Source organism: Sphingomonas sp. M6A6_1c (assembly GCF_053345135.1).
Map to the genome: position 1 here is coordinate 382,912 of NZ_JBKEZO010000002.1, position 17,677 is coordinate 400,588.

Below are 17,677 nucleotides of genomic sequence, written 5' to 3' on the forward strand. Positions count from 1 at the left end.
GCATTTTCGGGGCATTTCATGGCGGGTAGCGTCAACAAGGTCATTCTCGTCGGCAACCTGGGGCGCGACCCCGAAAGCCGAAGCTTCCAGAACGGCGGCAAGGTGGTCAACCTGCGCATCGCCACGTCAGAATCCTGGAAGGACAAGAACAGCGGCGAGCGCAAGGAAAAGACCGAATGGCATTCGGTCGCGATCTTCAACGAGGGCCTCGCCAATGTTGCCGAGCGCTTCCTGCGCAAGGGCTCGAAAGTCTATATCGAGGGCGCGCTGCAGACCCGCAAATGGCAGGACCAGCAGGGCAACGACAAATATTCGACCGAGATCGTGCTGCAGGGCTTCAACAGCGTGCTGACGATGCTCGACGGTCCGGGCGGCGGCCAGGGCGGCGGCGGCGGCGGTGGTCGCGGCGGCGCGAGCGGCGGTGACGATTGGACCGGCGGCGATGATTTCGGTGGCGGCGCCCCGTCGGGCGGCGGCGGCTATGGCGGCGGTGGCGGCAATCGCGGCGGCAGTGCGCCTGCGGGTGGCGGCAATCGCGGTGGCGGCAGCTTCGGCCAGGGTGGAGGCTTCGCCGACGATCTCGACGACGACGTGCCGTTCTGAACGATCCCGCCGCACCCACGGACCTGACGTTGCATTGCGGCGTGCCGCCGGTCGAACCGGCGCGCGCGCCCGTCGCCCCCGGCTGGCACGTCGACGAGGCGACGCGCACCGCGGCGATGCAGGCCTATGACCTCGAATCGCTGCGCGACAGCGCGTCGCTGAAGAAGATCACCGATTTCGCCGCCGCCTTGTGCGGCACGCCGATCGCTCTGGTCAGCCTGGTCGAGGAAACGCAGCAGACCTTCCTGTCGCGCACCGGGCTCGAGATTTCGGAGACGCCGCGCGAAATGTCGTTCTGCCAGCATGCCATGCTGGAGGACCGGATCATGGTGATCCCCGACGCGACGCAGGACCCGCGCTTCATCGACAATGCGCTGGTCACCGGCGACCTGCATCTGCGTTTCTACGCCGGTGCGCCGCTGATCTCCGACGACGGTATCGCGTTGGGATCGCTCTGCGTCATCGACACCATTCCCCGCAAGGGGCTGACCAAGCTGCAGATACAGGGTCTGACGACGCTCGCCGACAACGTCATGGCACGGTTGCGCGACAGCCGCGACGCGGCGGCGTGGCGCGCGACAGACCAGGCGACCCGCCGCCAGTTGACCGACAGCGAGGACCGGTTCCGCACGCTCGCCGATACGATGCCGCAGATGGTGTGGTCGACGCTGCCCGACGGCTATCACGATTATTACAATGCGCGCTGGTACGAATTCACCGGCACGCCGCCCGGATCGACCGACGGCGAGGGCTGGAACGACGTGTTCCACCCCGAGGATCAGGCACGCGCCTGGGAAGTCTGGGGTCATTCGCTCGAATCCGGCGAGCCCTATCAGATCGAATATCGCCTGCGTCACTTCGACGGCACCTATCGCTGGGTGCTCGGCCGTGCGCTGCCGATCCGCGATGCCAACGGCCGGATCACGCGCTGGTTCGGCACCTGTACCGACATCCACGAACAAAAACTGGCGCTGCACGAGCGCGAGGTGATCAGCCAGGAATTGTCCCACCGGATCAAGAACATCTTCTCGGTGATCTCGGGGCTGATCTCGTTCGCGGCGCGCAGCCATCCGGGCTTCGCACCGATCGCCGCCGACTTGCGCCAGCGGATCACCGCGCTCGGCCGCGCGCATGATTTCGTCCGCCCACATAGCCCGCAGTCACGCCCCGCGGTGCAGCAGGACAGCCTGCACGGCCTGCTCGGCGAATTGTTCGAACCCTATCGGCGCGGCGATCATCCGCCGATCGCGGTGACCGGCGACGAGATCGCGATCGACGACCGGTCGGCGACGCCGCTCGCCCTGCTGTTTCACGAGCTCGCCACCAACGCGACCAAATATGGCGCGCTGTCGACCGAAGGCGGCACGATCACGGTCGCCGTCGAACGCAACGAGGATCATGCGACGCTGTATTGGACCGAATGCGGCGGGCCGCCGGTGATCGCGCCCGACGGGCCGCAGGGATTCGGCAGCCAGCTGATCGAATTGTCGGCGGTGCGTCAGCTCGGCGGCACGGTGACGCGCGACTGGCGTCCTGAGGGACTGGTGATGACGATCACCGTACCGCTGGCCGCCTTCCGACGCGGCTGATCAGGCGATATTGGAGCCGAGCATGACGATATCGTCGTTGGCCGGCCGCTCGCCATCGGTGGCGAAGGCGGCCGCGGCGAGGATCGCCGCCTCGCTGAACGGCTTGCGGATATAACCGAGCGCACACTCCATGCCGCGATCGATCTGCGCGGGATTGGCGGTGACGAACACGACCTTGACGCCGTAATCGCGCGCCATCCGCTCGGCGATGCCGGGGCCGGTCGGCCCGTCGCGCAGATTGACGTCGACGAAGGCGAAGCCGCATCCGGGGGCCGCCTGGATCGCGCTGTCGCTGTCCGCCGCGATCGCCGCGACCGTGTAACCGGCATCGAGCAGGATCCGCTCGAGGTCCAGCGCCACGAAAATCTCGTCTTCGACAATGAGGGCGGTCTTGGTCATCATGCGTCCCGGCTTGGGTGCTCCAAACCTTTGTTGATCCGGATAGTTCCGCTTTTTACCATATAAAAGTCAACAACAGACATATCGTCGTTATCGTCGCAACAGGAATATCGCATGTTGGGCGAGCAGATTGGCGGCGGCCGAGCTGCGTTGCTTGTCGCCCGACAGGAACCAGGCGCCCTCCACCACGACCTGGCGCTGCTTCAGGAAGGCGCGGAAATCGTCGATCGTGACATGGTGGATGTTGGGCGTGTCGTACCATTGTTCGGGCAATTGCCGCGTCACCGGCATCCGCCCACCCCACAACAGCGACACGCGCACCCGCCACTGCGCGAAATTGGGGAAACTGACGAACGCGCGCCGGCCGATGCGCAGCAGATGGTCGAGCACCAAATCGGGCGCGCGCGCGGTCTGCAACGTCTGGCTGAGGATCGCATAATCGAAGCTCTGGTCGGGATAGCCGGCCAGATCGACGTCGGCATCGCCCTGGATCACCGACAACCCCCGCGCCACCGCCGCGGCGACGTTGCCCGAATCGATCTCCAGCCCGCGCGCGTCGCAGCCGCGCGTATCGCGCAGCGCCGCCATCAGCGCGCCGTCGCCGCAGCCGATGTCGAGCACCCGGCTGCCCGGTGCGACATGATCGGCGATCACCGACAGATCGGGACGCAGCGTCATCGCCCGCCCCGCAGGAACCCGTCGACCACGCGGTTCATCTCGGGCGCGTCGAGCAGGAAGGCGTCGTGGCCGTAGGGCGACGACAGTTCGACGAAGCTGACCGGCGCGCCGGCGGCGTTGAGCGCCTGCACGATGCTGCGCGATTCGCTGGTCGGATACAGCCAGTCGGTGTCGAAGCTGACGAGGCAGAAGCGCGCGCGGCTGGCGCGGAAGGCGTTGGCGAGCAGCCCGCCATGTTCCTCGGCGAGGTCGAAATAGTCCATCGCGCGGGTGATGTAGAGATAGCTGTTGGCGTCGAACCGGTCGACGAAGCTCAGGCCCTGATGGCGCAGATAGCTTTCCACCTGGAAATCGGCGTCGAAGCCGAAGCTCTTCGCCTCCCGCGCCTGCAAGCGGCGGCCGAACTTCTCGGTCAGCCCCGCCTCGGACAGATAGGTGATGTGCGCCGCCATCCGCGCCACCGCGAGGCCCGCCGCGGGCGGTTCGCCACCGTAATAGTCGCCGCTTTGCCAATTGGGATCGGCCATGATCGCCTGTCGCCCGACCTCGTGGAAGGCGATGTTCTGCGCGGTATGGCGCGCGGTCGAGGCGATGATCACCGCCGCGTCGATGCGGTCGGGGAAGGTCGCGGTCCAGCTCAGCGCCTGCATGCCGCCCATCGAGCCGCCGACGATCGCCTTCAGCCGGCCGACACCGAGATGGTCGAGCAGCATCGCCTGCGCGCGGACCATGTCGCGGATCGTCATGACGGGGAAGGCCATGGCCCATGGCCGCCCCGTCGCCGGGTTGACGCTCGCCGGGCCGGACGAGCCCATGCAGCTGCCCAGCACGTTGGCGCAGATGACGAAGTCGCGCGCCGGGTCGATCGGCTTGCCCGGTCCGATCATCCGCGTCCACCAGCCCGGCTTGCCGGTGCGCGGATGCGCCGAGGCGACGTGCTGGTCGCCGGTCAGCGCATGGCAGACAAGGATCGCATTGCCGCCATCGGGCGCGAGGCTGCCATAGGTCTCATAGGCTATCTCGACCGGCGACAGCAGCACGCCGCCGTCGAGGCGCAGCGGCCCCGGCAGCGTCACATGGCGGTTGCATCCGAAACGGTCGTCCCCGGTCATTACCGGCTCGCTACGGCGCTCTTCTTGTCAACGCAAGCACGCGCCCGCTAAGGCCGTGGCATGACCGCACCCGCCCCCAAATCCTGGATCCTGGGCATCGCGCCCTATGTCCCCGGCCGCGCCACCAGCGAGGACGGCCGCAAGGTCGTCAAGCTCTCGTCGAACGAGAATCCGTTCGGCACGCCCGAGCCGGCGCGCGCCGCCTATCGCGACGCCGCCGACCATCTCGAACGCTATCCGGACGCCGCCGCGATCGACCTGCGCGCGGCGCTCGCCGCGCATTACGGCGTCGAGGCGGAGCGGCTGATCTACGGCACCGGCTCGGACGAGGTGCTCCACCTCGCCGCGGGCACCTTCGCCGGCGTGGGCGACGAGATCATCCACGTCCGTTACGGGTTTGCGGTGTACGAGATCGCGACGCGCCGGGTCGGCGCGACCCCGGTGGTGGTGGCGGATCGCGATTATGCGACCGACGTCGACGCGATCCTCGCCGCGGTGACCGAGCGGACCAAGGTCGTCTTCGTCGCCAACCCGAACAATCCGACCGGCACCTATTCGAGCGCCGCGGAGATCGCGCGTCTGCACGCCGGCCTGCCCGATTCGGTGCTGCTGGTGCTCGATCAGGCGTACACCGAATATCTCGAGCCGGAGGACGACGACGGCGCGCTCGACCTCGCACGTAGCGCGTCCAACGTGCTGGTGACGCGCACCTTCTCGAAGATCTTCGGCCTCGCCTCCGAGCGGGTCGGCTGGGGCTATGCGTCGCCCGAGATCATCAACGCGATGCACCGTATCCGCGCGCCTTTCGCGTTCAGCATCGGCGCGCAGGCGGCAGCGATCGCGGCCTTGGGCGACGCGGATTTCGTCGAGCGCAGCCGCAGCCACAATCGCGAATGGCGCGGCTGGTTCAGCGAACAGGTCGATGCGCTGCCCGGCCTGCGCGCGGTGCCGAGCAAGGCCAATTTCGTGCTGGTGCTGTTCGAGGGGCTGTTGACCGCGGAGGATGCGTACAAGGCGCTGATGGCGGCGGGCTATGCGACGCGCTGGCTGCCCGGCCAGGGCCTGCCGCAGGCGTTGCGCATCACGATCGGCACCGAGGCGGAGATGCGCGACGTCGTCGCGGTGCTGCGCGCCGAGACGGAGCGTGCCGCCTGATGCTGCCGTTCGCGCGGGTGACGGTGATCGGGCTCGGGCTGATCGGCTCGTCGGTCGCGCGCGCGGTGCGGCAGGCGATGCCGACGGTGCGGATCACCGGCTATGACGCCGATCCCGAGGTGCGCGCGATCGCGGAGCGGATCGACCTCGCCGACGATATCGCCGACAGCGCCGGCGCGGCGGTGATCGACGCCGATCTCGTCATGCTCTGCGTGCCGGTCGGCGCGATGGGGGCGGTGGCGGCGGAGTTCGCCGACGATCTGCCCGCCGAGGCGATCGTGAGCGACGTCGGCGGATCGAAGGCGAGCGTGCTCGCCGCGCTGCGCGCGGTGCTGCCGGACGCGACGATCGTCCCCGGCCACCCGGTGGCGGGCACCGAGCATAGCGGCCCCGAGGCGGGCTTCGCGACGCTGTTCCGCGGCCGCTGGTGCATCCTGACCCCCGAGGAAGGCACGGCCGAGGCGCCGGTCGCCCGGCTGCGCGCCTTTTGGGAGGCGCTCGGCGCGCAGGTCGAGATCATGACGCCGCGCCACCACGACCTCGTGCTCGCGGTGACCAGCCACGTGCCGCATCTCATCGCTTATTCGATCGTCGGCACCGCCAGCGACCTCGAAGAGGTGACGCAGAGCGAGGTGATCAAATTCTCGGCGGGCGGTTTCCGAGACTTCACCCGCATCGCCGCCTCCGACCCGGTGATGTGGCGCGACGTCTTCCTCAACAACCGCGAGGCGGTGCTGGAGATCCTGCAGCGGCTGACCGAGGACGTGACGATGCTGCAACGCGCGATCCGCTGGGGCGACGGCGACCAGCTCTTCGACCTGTTCACGCGCACCCGCGCGATCCGCCGCTCGATCATCGAACAGGGGCAGGACGACGCCAAGCCGGATTTCGGGCGGAGCCATTAGGATCGCCGACCGTTCCCCCCGACCGTTCTTCGCCCCCTCAATGGAAATCGCGTGACGGCGGCATGATGCGCACGTCGCGCGGATGCTGGCCGCGGGGGTCGCGACTCGCGATCGGCTTGGGGCGGATCACTTCGTCGACCGGCAGCAGCGGCGTCTCGGCATTATAGTCCGACGACAGCCGCCGCAGCTCCACGCTGCGATCATAGGCCTTGACCGTCATCAAATGGATCACCCCTTCCTCGCTGCGCTGGATCACGCCTTCCAGCACCAGCAGCCGCGCCGCCATCACCGCGCGCCGGTTCGCCTCGAAATCGCGCGCCCACATCAAGGCGTTGGTGACGCCGGTTTCATCCTCGATCGTCACGAAGATCGCATTGCCCTTGCCCGGCCGCTGGCGGACCAGCACAACGCCGGCGATCCGCGCGCGCCGCCCGTCCCTGAGCCGCCCCGCCTGCGCGCTGGAGACGATCCCCTCGGCGGCGAACAGCGGCCGCAGGAAGCGCATCGGATGATCCTTCAGCGACAGCCGCGTCGTCTGGTAATCCGCCGCGACTTCCTCGCTGGCGGGCATCGCGGGGAGCTGCGCATCGACCTCGCGACCCAATTCGGGCGCGTCGGCCGCGGCGAACAGCGCGAGCTGCTTGGGCGGGGTACGCCGCACCTCCCACAAGGCGTCGCGCCGGCCGAGCGCGATCGAACCGAAGGCATCGGCGTCGGCGAGCAGGTCGAGCCCGCGCTTGGGCAGTCCGGCGCGCGCCGCCACCGCCTCGACATCGGCGAACGCCCCCGCCGCGCGCGCCGCGACCAGCTCCGTCGCCCACGTCTCGCGAAACCCGTCGATCTGGCGGAAGCCGAGCCGGATCGCGAGCCCGCCATCGTCGAGCCGTTCGAGCGCATTGTCCCAGCCGCTGGCGTTGACGTCGATCGGCCGCACGACGACGTCATGCGCGCGCGCATCCTGCACCAGTTGCGCGGGCGCGTAGAACCCCATCGGTTGCGAATTGAGGATCGCACAGCCGAACACCGCCGGGTGGAAGCATTTGATCCACGACGACACATAGACCAGCCGCGCGAACGACAGCGCATGGCTTTCGGGAAAGCCGTAGCTGCCGAACCCCTCGATCTGCTTGTAGCAGCGCATCGCGAAGTCGCGTTCGTAGCCGCGGCGGACCATGCCCTCGACCAATTTGGCCTGGAAATCCTCCATGCCGCCGACGTTGCGGAACGTCGCCATCGCCCGCCGCAACTGGTTGGCCTCGCCCGGCGTGAATTCCGCCGCGACGATCGCGAGTTTCATCGCCTGTTCCTGGAACAGCGGCACGCCATAGGTTTCCCGCAACAGCGTGCGCAGTTCGTCGGGATCGTGCGGCGGATGCGGCGAGGGAAATTCCGGCTGCTCCTTGCCCGCCCGGCGCCGCAGATAGGGGTGGACCATATCGCCCTCGATCGGCCCCGGCCGCACGATCGCCACCTGCACCACCAGATCGTACAGCTTGCGCGGGCGCAGGCGCGGCAACATGTTGATCTGCGCACGGCTTTCGACCTGGAACACGCCGATGCTGTCGCCCTTGCACAGCATGTCGTAGACCGGCGGATCGTCGGGCGGGATGCTGTCGAGATCGTGGCTTTCCAGCCCGTTCTCCCGCATCAGGTCGAACGCCTTGCGGATGCAGGTCAGCATGCCCAGCGCGAGGATATCGACCTTCATGATCTTGAGTTCGTCGATATCGTCCTTGTCCCATTCGATGAAGGTGCGATCCGCCATCGCGGCGTGATGGATCGGCACCGTCTCGTCCAATCGCCCCTGCGTCAGCACGTAGCCGCCGACGTGCTGCGACAGGTGGCGGGGGAATTTGATCAGCCGGTCGACCGTGTCGCGCAGCCGCGCGATCTCGGGATTGTCGACGGCAAATCCGGTCTCGCCGAGGTGTTTGGACTCGAAGCGATCGGCGAAGCTGCCCCAGACGGTGCTGGTCAGCCGCTGCGTCACGTCCTCGCTCAGCCCCAGCACCTTGCCCGCCTCGCGCACCGCGCTGCGCGGGCGGTAGTGGATGACGGTCGCCGCGATCGCCGCGCGATGCCGGCCATAGCGGCGGTAGATATATTGCATCACCTCCTCGCGCCGCTCGTGCTCGAAGTCGATGTCGATATCGGGCGGCTCGTCGCGCTCAGCGGAGACGAAGCGCGAGAAGAGCAGGTCGTAGCGCATCGGATCGACCGAGGTGACGCCGAGCAGCCAGCAGACCGCCGAATTCGCCGCCGATCCGCGCCCCTGGCACAGGATCGGCGGATCGCATTCCTCGCGTGCGAAGCGGACGATGTCGTGCACCGTGAGGAAGTAGAAGGCATATTGGCGCTCGGCGATCAGCGGCAGTTCCTCGTCGAGCAGCTTTTGCAGACGCGCCGGTATGCCGTCGGGAAAGCGCTGGCGAGCCGCGGCATAGGTGATGTGCTCCAACCACGCTTGCGGCGCCCAGCCTGCCGGCACCGGCTCGTGCGGATATTCATACGCAAGATCGGTCAGTGTAAAGGCGATGCGGTCGAGGATGCGCCCGCTCTCCGCGACCGCCTGCGGCAGATCGGCAAACAACCGCGCCATCTCGGCGCCCGTTTTCAGATGGCGCTCGCCATTGGCGGCGAGCCGGCGCCCGGCCGACCGGATCGTCGTGCCGAGCCGGATGCAGGTGAGCACGTCGTGCAGCGGCCGATCGGCCGGTTCGGCATAGAGCGCGTCGCCGGTGGCGAGCAACGGCACGCCGATCGCCTGCGCCAGCCGGGCATGGTGCAGCGACCGGCGGCGGTCGCGCCCCGTGCGCGGCATCGTCACGCCGAGCCAGACGCGATCCGGCGCGGCGCTGGCGAGGCCCCGCACCGTCGCGTCGAGCCCCGCATCGGCCCGCGGCGGCGGCAGGATCGCCCCATCGCGTGCCTCGTGCGGACGCGCGCTCGATGCGGGAAGCACGATCACCAGCAGATCGTCGAGATGCCGCAGCAGATCGCCGAAGCCGAGGATGCAATCCCCCTTCCGCGCCCGCAGATTGCCGGTGGTCAGCAGCCGCGTCAGCCGGCCCCAGCCGTGTCGCGTCGTCGGATAGGCGACGATGTCGGGCGTCCCGTCGGCGAACACCAGCCGCGCGCCGACCACCAGCTTGAAGTCGATATCGGCAAAGCCGCCCTCGATCGCGCGGGCGCGGATCAGCCGCAGCGCCTTGTGCGCCCGCACCACGCCGGCGACGGTGTTGCGGTCGGCGATGCCGATGCCGGCATGACCCAGCGCCACCGCCTGCGCGATCATGTCCTCGCCGTGGCTTGCGCCTTCGAGGAACGAGAAATTGGTCGCCGCGACGAGTTCGGCGAACGCGGTCATGAGAGAGTATCCCGTCCCGCCCGACGCCCGATCGCCCCGATCCTGTCTACGGCCGGCCTGCCATCACCGGCAGCGGCTTCGACGGGCTCCGTCCGAACGGCAGGAGGCATGGCCCCAATAGTCACGCGAACAGGCCGTGCAGATACCAGCGCGGATGCGCCTGTTCGTCGTGCATCCCGTGGCGGAATATCCAGAAGCGGCGGCCGCGGCGATCCTCGACGCGGTAATAATCGCGCGTCGGGATCGCGGTGTCGTGGCGACGCCACCATTCGCCGGCGATCCGCTCCGGCCCTTCCGAACGCGCCACCTCATGCACCCGCCGCCGCCAGCGAAAGCGGTGCGGCGGGCCGTCGGGCACCTCGGCCATGACGCTCTCGATCGGTTGCGGCGGGTCGAACAGATAGATCGGGCGCAGCGGCGGCTCGCCCGCCTCGGTCGCCGACCAGGCGCTCGCCGGTGCGTCAGCGGTGGCGGGCAGCATCAGTTCGGCCTGTTCGGGAATATGGCTGTCGCGCGATCCGAACCGCCGCACCCGGCCGCGACCGAGCCGGGTGGAGAGTTGATCGACCAGTTGCGCGACCTGCCCTTCCCCCGCGCCGGTCTCGCGCGCTGCCGCGCCGCCCTCCAGCCGCAATTGCGCCGCGTCGAGCCGCTCGGCGAGCGCGACGTCGAGGCGCACCAGATCGTAACCGAAACCCGGATCGAGCGGATCGGCGAGACTGTCGATCCGCTCGGCGAACAACCGCATCAGCAAGGGCACGTCGCGCGTCGGCTGCCCGGTTTCGACGCGCAGCGACTGGATATGGCCGTCGGCGCGGAACAGCCGCGCCTCCCAGCGCCGCCCGCCCTGATGCCGCTCCGCCAGCGTCCCGGCGGCATCCGCGGCGAGCTCCTCGAGCACCTCCAGCGTATAATCGGTGCGTGCGATCGGCTCGGCGAAGCGGCGTTCGACCGCGACCGGCGCGACGCGCACCCGCGGCTTGACCGGCGCCTTGTGATCGCCCGCCAGCCGCCGCACCGCGGTCGCCGCCTCCTCGCCGAAGCGCGCGGCGATCCCCGCGAGCGGCCGCGCCATGACGTCGCCGACCGTCTTCAGCCCCGCCCGCGTCAGCGCCACCGTCGCATCCGCGTCCAGCTCCAGCGCCGCCACCGGCAGCCGCTTGACCGCGCGCGTCTCGTCGGGCGCCGGCGCGCCGGCATAACGGGCGAGCGCCCGCGCGATCTCGGGCGTGTCGCCGAAGGCGTGGCGCGCGAGGATGCCGCGCCGCGCCATCCGTGCCTCGACATCCGCCGCCAGCGCGCGCTCGCCGTCGAAGGCATGCGCGCAACCCGCGATGTCGATCACCAAAGCATCGGGCGGCATCAGCGCCACCGTCGGGCTGTAGCGCGTGCAGCCGTCCGCCAGCCGTTCGAGCCAGTCCATGTCGGCATGCGGATCGGCGGGGAACACCTCGAGCTCAGGCACCCGCGCGCGCGCATCGGCGAGGGTCAGCCCGGGCTCCAGCCCGGCGCGTGCCGCGGCGAGATCGGTCGCGGTCAGCCGCATGGCGTTGCCGACGGTCTCGACGAAGGCGACCGGCGTCTCACCCCGTCCGGCGAACAGGTGCGGCCGGGTGGCGCGCAGCCGCTCGACCGGGAGCCACGGAAAGACCAGCGCCAGATAGCGACGCTCCACGGAAACTCTTGGCATCACGATCCCACTCCACGCGCCAGCGCTGCCCCGCGGGGCCGCCGCGCCGGCGCAGACATTCGATATCGAAGGCGGCGAAGCCCGGCGCACCCGCGCCCGCGCCCTGGTCGAGCGCGATCGACGGCACCGCCGCCACGCCCCAGCGCGTCGCCGCCGCACTGGCGGTCGGTTCGGCGCCGACCCGCAGCGACAGCACGGTGACGCCCGACGATTCGGCGGCGAGCATCAGCCGCCGCGTCGCGGTGAGGTCGAACCCCGGCGCGCGGCCGACGCTCTCGACCAGCACCGTTCCCAGCCCCGGACAGCGCGCCGCATCCGCCGCGGCGCGCAGCAGCGCCGCCTCGTCCGCGACGATGCCCAGCACCAGCGAGTCGGCGGACAGGCCGAGTTCGATCAGTCCGCCGGCATGCAGCCGTCCCTGCGTCCGCTCGCACGCCTCGGTCCGCAGCCACAGCAGCGGCACGGCCCGTGCCGCCAGCGCGACGGCGATGCCGAAGCCCGCACCGCTCGGCCCGTCACCCTCCTCGACCGCATAGATTTCATGCAGTTGCGCGCGCGTCAGCCCCTGCGCCAGCCAGGCGTCGACGGGCGCGGCGACGGCTTGCGTAGCGCCGTCACCGGCGGCAAGGCGCCGCAGACGGGCGATCAGGGCGGACGAGTCGCTCATGCATGTTCTTGTAATGTTCTAATGGCTGAGTCGCCAAGCCGAAATCGTGTTGCTGATTTTGTACGATTGCTGTTGCAGCCCCCGACAAGCGCTGCTAGTGGCGCGCCTCACCCAAACGGTGGCTCGCAGGAGCAACCGGAATACGGCGCCAGAGCGGGCGTAGCTCAGGGGTAGAGCACAACCTTGCCAAGGTTGGGGTCGAGGGTTCGAATCCCTTCGCCCGCTCCAGTTTCAGTTATCGTGACACGACAGAGCGGTCCTACGGGCCGCTTTTCGCGTGTCCGCGCGCTATCGGATGAAGTCGACGAAGGCGCGCAGCGGCGGCGGAACGAGGCGGCGGCCGGAATAATAAAGGAAGGGGCCGGAGAACGGCTGCCACCAGTCCTCCAGCACGGGCATCAGCGTGCCGCGGTCGAGATGCGGGCGCAGCCAGTCCTCGAACAGATGGACGATGCCGCTGCCCGCCACCGCCATGTCGACGACGAGGTCGGCGGCGCCGCCGACGCTGGCGATCAGCGGTCCCTGCGGCTCGATCCGGACGATCTCGGCGGCGTGCTCGAACTCCCATGGGCTGGTCGTCGCGCCGCTGCTGAAGCGGCCGCGCAGACAGGCGTGGCCGAGCAGGTCGCGCGGATGCGTCGGCCGGCCGTGGCGGTCGAGATAAGCGGGGGCGGCGGCGGTCGCGAACCGCTGGATTCTTGGGCCGATCGGCACCGCGATCATATCCTGTTCGAGCCGCTCGTCGTAGCGGATGCCGGCGTCGCAGCCCGAGGCGACCATGTCGACGAAGCCGTCCTCGGCGACGATCTCGACCTGAATGTCGGGATAGGCGGCGAGGAAGCCGGGCAGGATCGCCGGCAGTACCAGCCGCGCCGCGCTGACCGGCACGTTGAGCCGCAGCGTACCGGCGGGACGGTCGCGGAACAGATGGACCGTTTCGAGCGCCGCCGCGACCTCGCCTAGCGCCGGCGTCAGCCGTTCGATCAGCCGCGATCCCGCCTCGGTCGGCGTGACGCTGCGCGTCGTGCGGTGGAGCAACCGGACGCCGAGCCGCGCCTCCAGCCGCCGCACCGCCTCGCTCAACGTCGACGCGCTCGATCCGCTCGTGCGCGCCGCGTCGCGAAACCCGCGTGCCCGGGCGACGGCGAGAAACGCGTTGAGGTCGGCGAGATCGGCAATCATCGTTCGGTTTTCCGCACAGCCCGTGCCGATCATGCCGGCTTATCGCCCTGATCCGCAACGCCTAAATGATCGCCCAGCACTGATCGCTACGAGCAAGGAGACGGACATGACCGATCAACATTATTCCCTCGGCCAACGCAGCGTGAAGCGACTCGGCTATGGCGCGATGCAGCTCGCCGGCCCCGGCGTCTTCGGACCGCCGCGTGATCGCGACCAGGCGCTTGCGGTGCTGCGCGCCGCGGTGGCGGCCGGCGTCGACCATATCGATACGAGCGATTTCTACGGCCCGCACGTCACCAACCAGCTGATCCGGGAGGCCCTGTCGCCCTATCCGCAGGATCTGGTGATCGTCACCAAGATCGGGGCGCGGCGCGGCGACGACGGATCGTGGCTGCCGGCCTTCGCCCGCGACGAACTGGTCGCGGCGGTCGAGGACAATCTGCGCAACCTCGGGCGCGAAACGCTCGACGTCGTCAACCTGCGGCTGATGTTCGATGCGCATGGCCCGGCGGAAGGATCGCTCGCCGCGCCGCTTTCGGTCGTCGCCGATCTCCAGCGGCAGGGGCTGGTACGGCAGATCGGGATCAGCAACGTCACGCCGGCGCAGATCGAGGAGGCCCGCGGCATCGCCGAGATCGTCTGCGTCCAGAACCAGTATAATCTGGCGCATCGCGACGATGATGCGGTGATCGACATGCTGGCGGCGGCGGGCATCGCCTACGTGCCGTTCTTCCCGCTCGGCGGGTTCAGCCCGCTGCAGTCGGCGGCCCTGTCGGCGGTGGCGGCGGACCTGTCGGCGACGCCGATGCAGGTCGCGCTGGCCTGGCTGTTGCAGCGTTCGCCCAACATCCTGCTGATCCCCGGCACGTCGTCGCTCGCGCATCTGCACGAGAATCTCGCGGCGGCGTCGCTCGTCCTGCCCGATGCGGCGATCGCCACGCTCGATGCGATCGGCCGGCCCGCCTAACCGCCGGCGATCGACGTGCCCTCGATCATACCGCGGATGCGGGCGGTGAGCGCGTCGATCGCGAAGGGCTTGGTGATCATCTGCATGCCGGGTTCGAGGAAGCCGTTGGCGATCGTCGCATTCTCGGCATAGCCGGTCATGAACAGCACCTTCAGCTCGGGCCGCTGCTGGCGCGCGGCGTCGGCGACCTGGCGGCCGTTGAGCCCGGGCAGGCCGATGTCGGTGACGAGCAGGTCGACGCGCATGCCGGACTGGAGCAAATTCAGCCCGGCAGGCCCGTCCGCCGCCTCCACCGCGCGATAGCCGAGGTCGCGGAGCACCTCGACGACGAGGTCGCGCACCGCCGTCTCGTCCTCGACGACCAGCACCACCTCGCCCGCGGCCCGATGCGCCTCGTCCGGCCCAGGCGCGACCGCGTCGGCGGCATCCGCCGCACCGTGGTGGCGCGGCAGGTACATTTTGATCGCGGTGCCGCGGCCGAGCTCGGAATAGATACGGACATGGCCCTCCGACTGGCGGGCGAAACCGTAGATCATCGACAGCCCCAGGCCGGTGCCCTGGCCGATCGGCTTGGTGGTGAAGAAGGGTTCGAACGCGCGCGCGATCGTCTCGGGCGACATGCCGGTGCCGGTGTCGGTGACGCAGACGCAGACATAGTCGCCCGCGCGCACGTCGCGCTGCTGCGCGACATAGGCGGCGTCGAGCCGCGCGTTGCACGTCTCGATGGTCAGCGTGCCGCCGTCGGGCATCGCGTCGCGCGCGTTGATCGCGAGGTTGAGGATCGCGCTTTCGAGCTGGTGCGGATCGCAGCGCGTCCGCCACAACCCGATCGCGCCCACCATCTCGAACGCGATGCTCTCGCCGATCGTGCGGCGGAGCAATTCCTCCATGCCGGCGACCAGCCGGTTGGCATCCACCGCCTTGGGATCGAGCGGCTGGCGGCGGGAGAAAGCGAGCAGCCGATGCGTCAGCGCGGCGGCACGGTTGGCGGAGGTGATCGCGGCGGTGGCGTAGCGTTCGACCTTGTCCGTCTCGCCGCGCGCGAGGCGCCGTTGCAACAGATCGAGCGAGCCGATCACCCCGGTCAGCAGATTGTTGAAATCATGCGCGATGCCGCCGGTGAGTTGCCCGACCGCCTCCATCTTCTGCGCCTGGCGCAATTGCTCCTCGGCCTGCGCCAGCGCGGCTGCCTGCGCCTTCTCGGCGGTGACGTTGCGGCCGGAGGCATAGGTCATGTTTCCCGCCGGCGCCGCCACCCAGGCGATCCAGCGGATCGAACCGTCCTTGTGGCGATAGCGATTCTCGACGTTGGACCTGCCGCCCGCGGCGGCGCGTTCGTAGGCGTCGATCGTCTCGTCATGATCCTCGGCGACGATGAAATCGCTGACGTGGTGGCCGATCAGCTCGTCGGCGTCATAGCCTAGCATCCGCGTCCATGCCGGATTGGCGCGATGGATCACCCCGCCGGCATCCATCACCAGCATCAGATCGGGCGAGGTCTCCCACATCCGGTCGCGCTCGGCGGTACGCTCGGTGACCTCGTCGCCCAGCCGATCGTTGAGCCGTTGCAACGTCTCTTCGGCGGCGCGGCGTGCGGAGATGTCGTTGAACAGCACGGCTACGCGGCGATCGGCGGGGGCGCCGACGCGGAACGCTGCGATATCGAACCAGCGACCGAGCGCCGCCGATCCCTGTTCGAACCGCACCGGTTCGCCGCTCGCCGCGACACGGCCATAGACCTCGTACCAATGCTCTTCGAGATCGGGCATCGATTCGCGCAGCCAGCGGCCGTGGATCGCCGTGGTGAAGCCGGTCTGGCGGTAGAAAGCGGGATTGGCCTCGACGACGCGATAGTCGGTCGGCGTATCGGCGGTGGCGGGTGCGACCTCGACCACGCAGAAGCCCGATTCGATCGATTCGAACAGCGTGCGGTAGCGCGCCTCGCTGTCGGCGAGCCGCCGTTCCGCCTCGCGCCGGTCGTGGATGTCGATCACCGAGCCGATATAGCCGAGGAACTCGCCCTCCGGCCCGAACCGCGGCGAGGCGGCGTCGATCGCCCAATGATAGCTGCCGTCGGCATGACGCAGCCGATAGTCGAGGCGGAACGGCACGCGCGCCGCATGCGCCTCGCGGAAGAGGCGCGCCGCCTTCGCCCGGTCGTCGGGATGGGTGGCGTCGAGCCAGCCGGCCCCCTGCGCCTCGGCGGCGGTCTGGCCGGTGAAATCGTACCAGCGGCGGTTGAGATAGATGCAATGGCCGTCGCGATCGGTCACCCACATCATCACCGGGGCATGATCGGCCATGTTGCGGAAGCGCCCTTCGCTGTCGACCAGCTCGATGCGGGTGCGTGCCAGTTCCTCCGCCTGGCTGCGCTCGCGCGTCTCGTTGCGTGCGATCTTGAGGAAACCGCTGTGGCCGCCGTCGCGCTCGATGATCGGATGCGTCGATCCAGTCATGAACACGCGCGTGCCGTCGGCGCGCAGGTGCCAGCGCACGTCGGGCGCGCAGCCCTCCGCGGCGGCGGTGGCGCATTCGCGTGCGGGGATGCCGGCGCGGCGGTCCTCGGGCAGGAACAGATCGTCGATCGGCCGGCCGATCGCCTGCTGCTCGGTCCATTCGAACGTCGCCTCCGCGCCGGCGGACCAACTGGTGATGCGGCGATCGGTGTCGGTGGTGACGATCGCATAATCGCGCGCGCTGTCGAGGATCAGCCGCAGCCGCTCCTCGCTGGCGCGCAACTGGCCGTAGCGGCGATCGCATTCCTCCACCGCGCGACGCAGATCGAGCTGTGCCATCACCTGCCGGGAGAGCACGCGCAGCGTTTCCTGCTGGAGATCGGTGAACGGGCGGACGCGATGGTCGAGCACGCACAAGGTGCCGATCGCCAGCCCGTCCTCGGTCTTGAGCAAGGCGCCGGCATAAGCGCGGATATGCGGTTCGCCGATCACCAGCGGGTTGCAGTCGAAGCGGGGGTCGCGGGTGAGATCCGGCACGACGAGCAGATCGTCCTCCAGCAACGCCTTGACGCAGAACGAGCTTTCCAGCGGCGTCGCGCGCACGCCAAGGCCGACCTCGGCCTTGAAGAACTGGCGGTCCGCGGCGACCAGGTTGATCACCGCGATCGGCGCGTCGCACAACCGGGCGGTCAGCGCGGCGAGTTCGTCGAACGATGCTTCGCGCGGCGTATCCATCACCGCATAGCGGTCCAGCGCTGCGAGCCTCTGCGTCTCCCGCTCGGTGATGGGGTCCATTTCGCTCGTTGATCCAGCCATATGCGGGCGTGAACGGCCAGCGACCGCTTAACATCATGTACCGAAACGGTCCAAAAGCGGCAATGGCCGCGATGCGGCGGCCGGCCTGCCG

13 protein-coding genes and 1 tRNA gene are annotated in these 17,677 nt (G+C 69.1%); 6 read left to right on the forward strand and 8 right to left on the reverse strand.

Going from position 1 to position 17,677, the window contains the following annotated elements:
• The first annotated feature begins 18 nt into the window (after nucleotides 1–18).
• Nucleotides 19–603, forward strand: coding sequence for a single-stranded DNA-binding protein (gene ssb / locus ACLBWH_RS04845; RefSeq protein ID WP_447797168.1), 585 nt, complete (start codon nucleotides 19–21; stop codon nucleotides 601–603).
• 116 nt (nucleotides 604–719) lie between these two features.
• Nucleotides 720–2,192 carry a sensor histidine kinase gene (locus ACLBWH_RS04850; protein WP_447797488.1) on the forward strand — a complete coding sequence of 491 codons (1,473 nt, stop codon included), beginning with the start codon at nucleotides 720–722 and terminating at the stop codon, nucleotides 2,190–2,192.
• On the opposite strand, the gene ACLBWH_RS04855 is transcribed toward ACLBWH_RS04850, so the two are convergent.
• The 3 genes from ACLBWH_RS04855 to metX all read right to left on the reverse strand — a co-directional run bounded on the left by ACLBWH_RS04855 (nucleotide 2,193) and on the right by metX (nucleotide 4,381).
• Nucleotides 2,193–2,594, reverse strand: coding sequence for a response regulator (locus tag ACLBWH_RS04855; RefSeq protein WP_447797170.1), 402 nt, complete (start codon nucleotides 2,592–2,594; stop codon nucleotides 2,193–2,195).
• Between the two features lie 87 nt (nucleotides 2,595–2,681).
• Complete coding sequence (gene metW, locus ACLBWH_RS04860; protein WP_322848283.1) at nucleotides 2,682–3,269, reverse strand: methionine biosynthesis protein MetW; 588 nt, start codon at nucleotides 3,267–3,269, stop codon at nucleotides 2,682–2,684.
• Nucleotides 3,266–4,381 carry a homoserine O-acetyltransferase MetX gene (gene metX, locus ACLBWH_RS04865; RefSeq protein WP_447797173.1) on the reverse strand — a complete coding sequence of 372 codons (1,116 nt, stop codon included), beginning with the start codon at nucleotides 4,379–4,381 and terminating at the stop codon, nucleotides 3,266–3,268. Before metX ends, metW begins: the two co-directional genes overlap by 4 nt.
• Nucleotides 4,382–4,441: 60 nt before the next feature.
• Between metX and hisC the strand changes: the two genes are divergently transcribed.
• Nucleotides 4,442–5,536, forward strand: coding sequence for a histidinol-phosphate transaminase (hisC, locus tag ACLBWH_RS04870; RefSeq protein WP_447797175.1), 1,095 nt, complete (start codon nucleotides 4,442–4,444; stop codon nucleotides 5,534–5,536).
• On the forward strand, nucleotides 5,536–6,441 hold the full coding sequence (locus ACLBWH_RS04875) for a prephenate/arogenate dehydrogenase family protein (RefSeq protein WP_447797176.1): 906 nt from the start codon (nucleotides 5,536–5,538) through the stop codon (nucleotides 6,439–6,441). Before hisC ends, ACLBWH_RS04875 begins: the two co-directional genes overlap by 1 nt.
• 37 nt (nucleotides 6,442–6,478) lie before the next feature.
• Here ACLBWH_RS04875 and ACLBWH_RS04880 read toward each other — a convergent pair whose 3' ends face one another.
• From ACLBWH_RS04880 to ACLBWH_RS04890, 3 genes are all read right to left on the reverse strand, one after another.
• Nucleotides 6,479–9,808 (reverse strand): error-prone DNA polymerase, encoded by a 3,330-nt coding sequence (locus ACLBWH_RS04880; protein ID WP_447797178.1) that lies wholly within the window; start codon nucleotides 9,806–9,808, stop codon nucleotides 6,479–6,481.
• A gap of 121 nt (nucleotides 9,809–9,929) precedes the next feature.
• Nucleotides 9,930–11,483: a Y-family DNA polymerase gene (locus tag ACLBWH_RS04885; protein WP_447797180.1), complete on the reverse strand. Its 1,554-nt coding sequence runs from the start codon at nucleotides 11,481–11,483 to the stop codon at nucleotides 9,930–9,932.
• Nucleotides 11,392–12,165, reverse strand: coding sequence for a hypothetical protein (locus ACLBWH_RS04890; protein ID WP_447797181.1), 774 nt, complete (start codon nucleotides 12,163–12,165; stop codon nucleotides 11,392–11,394). Before ACLBWH_RS04890 ends, ACLBWH_RS04885 begins: the two co-directional genes overlap by 92 nt.
• Before the next feature lie 153 nt (nucleotides 12,166–12,318).
• Between ACLBWH_RS04890 and ACLBWH_RS04895 the strand changes: the two genes are divergently transcribed.
• Nucleotides 12,319–12,393 (forward strand) — tRNA-Gly (locus ACLBWH_RS04895).
• A gap of 60 nt (nucleotides 12,394–12,453) precedes the next feature.
• On the opposite strand, the gene ACLBWH_RS04900 is transcribed toward ACLBWH_RS04895, so the two are convergent.
• A complete protein-coding gene (locus tag ACLBWH_RS04900; protein ID WP_447797183.1) occupies nucleotides 12,454–13,347 on the reverse strand; it encodes a LysR family transcriptional regulator in 894 nt (297 codons plus the stop codon).
• Nucleotides 13,348–13,453: 106 nt separating this feature from the next.
• Here ACLBWH_RS04900 and ACLBWH_RS04905 point away from each other — a divergent pair, with 106 nt between their 5' ends.
• Nucleotides 13,454–14,314: an aldo/keto reductase family oxidoreductase gene (locus ACLBWH_RS04905; RefSeq protein WP_447797185.1), complete on the forward strand. Its 861-nt coding sequence runs from the start codon at nucleotides 13,454–13,456 to the stop codon at nucleotides 14,312–14,314.
• On the opposite strand, the gene ACLBWH_RS04910 is transcribed toward ACLBWH_RS04905, so the two are convergent.
• Entirely contained in the window at nucleotides 14,311–17,565 is a 3,255-nt protein-coding gene (locus ACLBWH_RS04910) for a PAS domain S-box protein (RefSeq protein WP_447797187.1), read from the reverse strand. The two genes, ACLBWH_RS04905 and ACLBWH_RS04910, sit on opposite strands and share 4 nt — an antisense overlap.
• Nucleotides 17,566–17,677 lie beyond the last annotated feature (112 nt).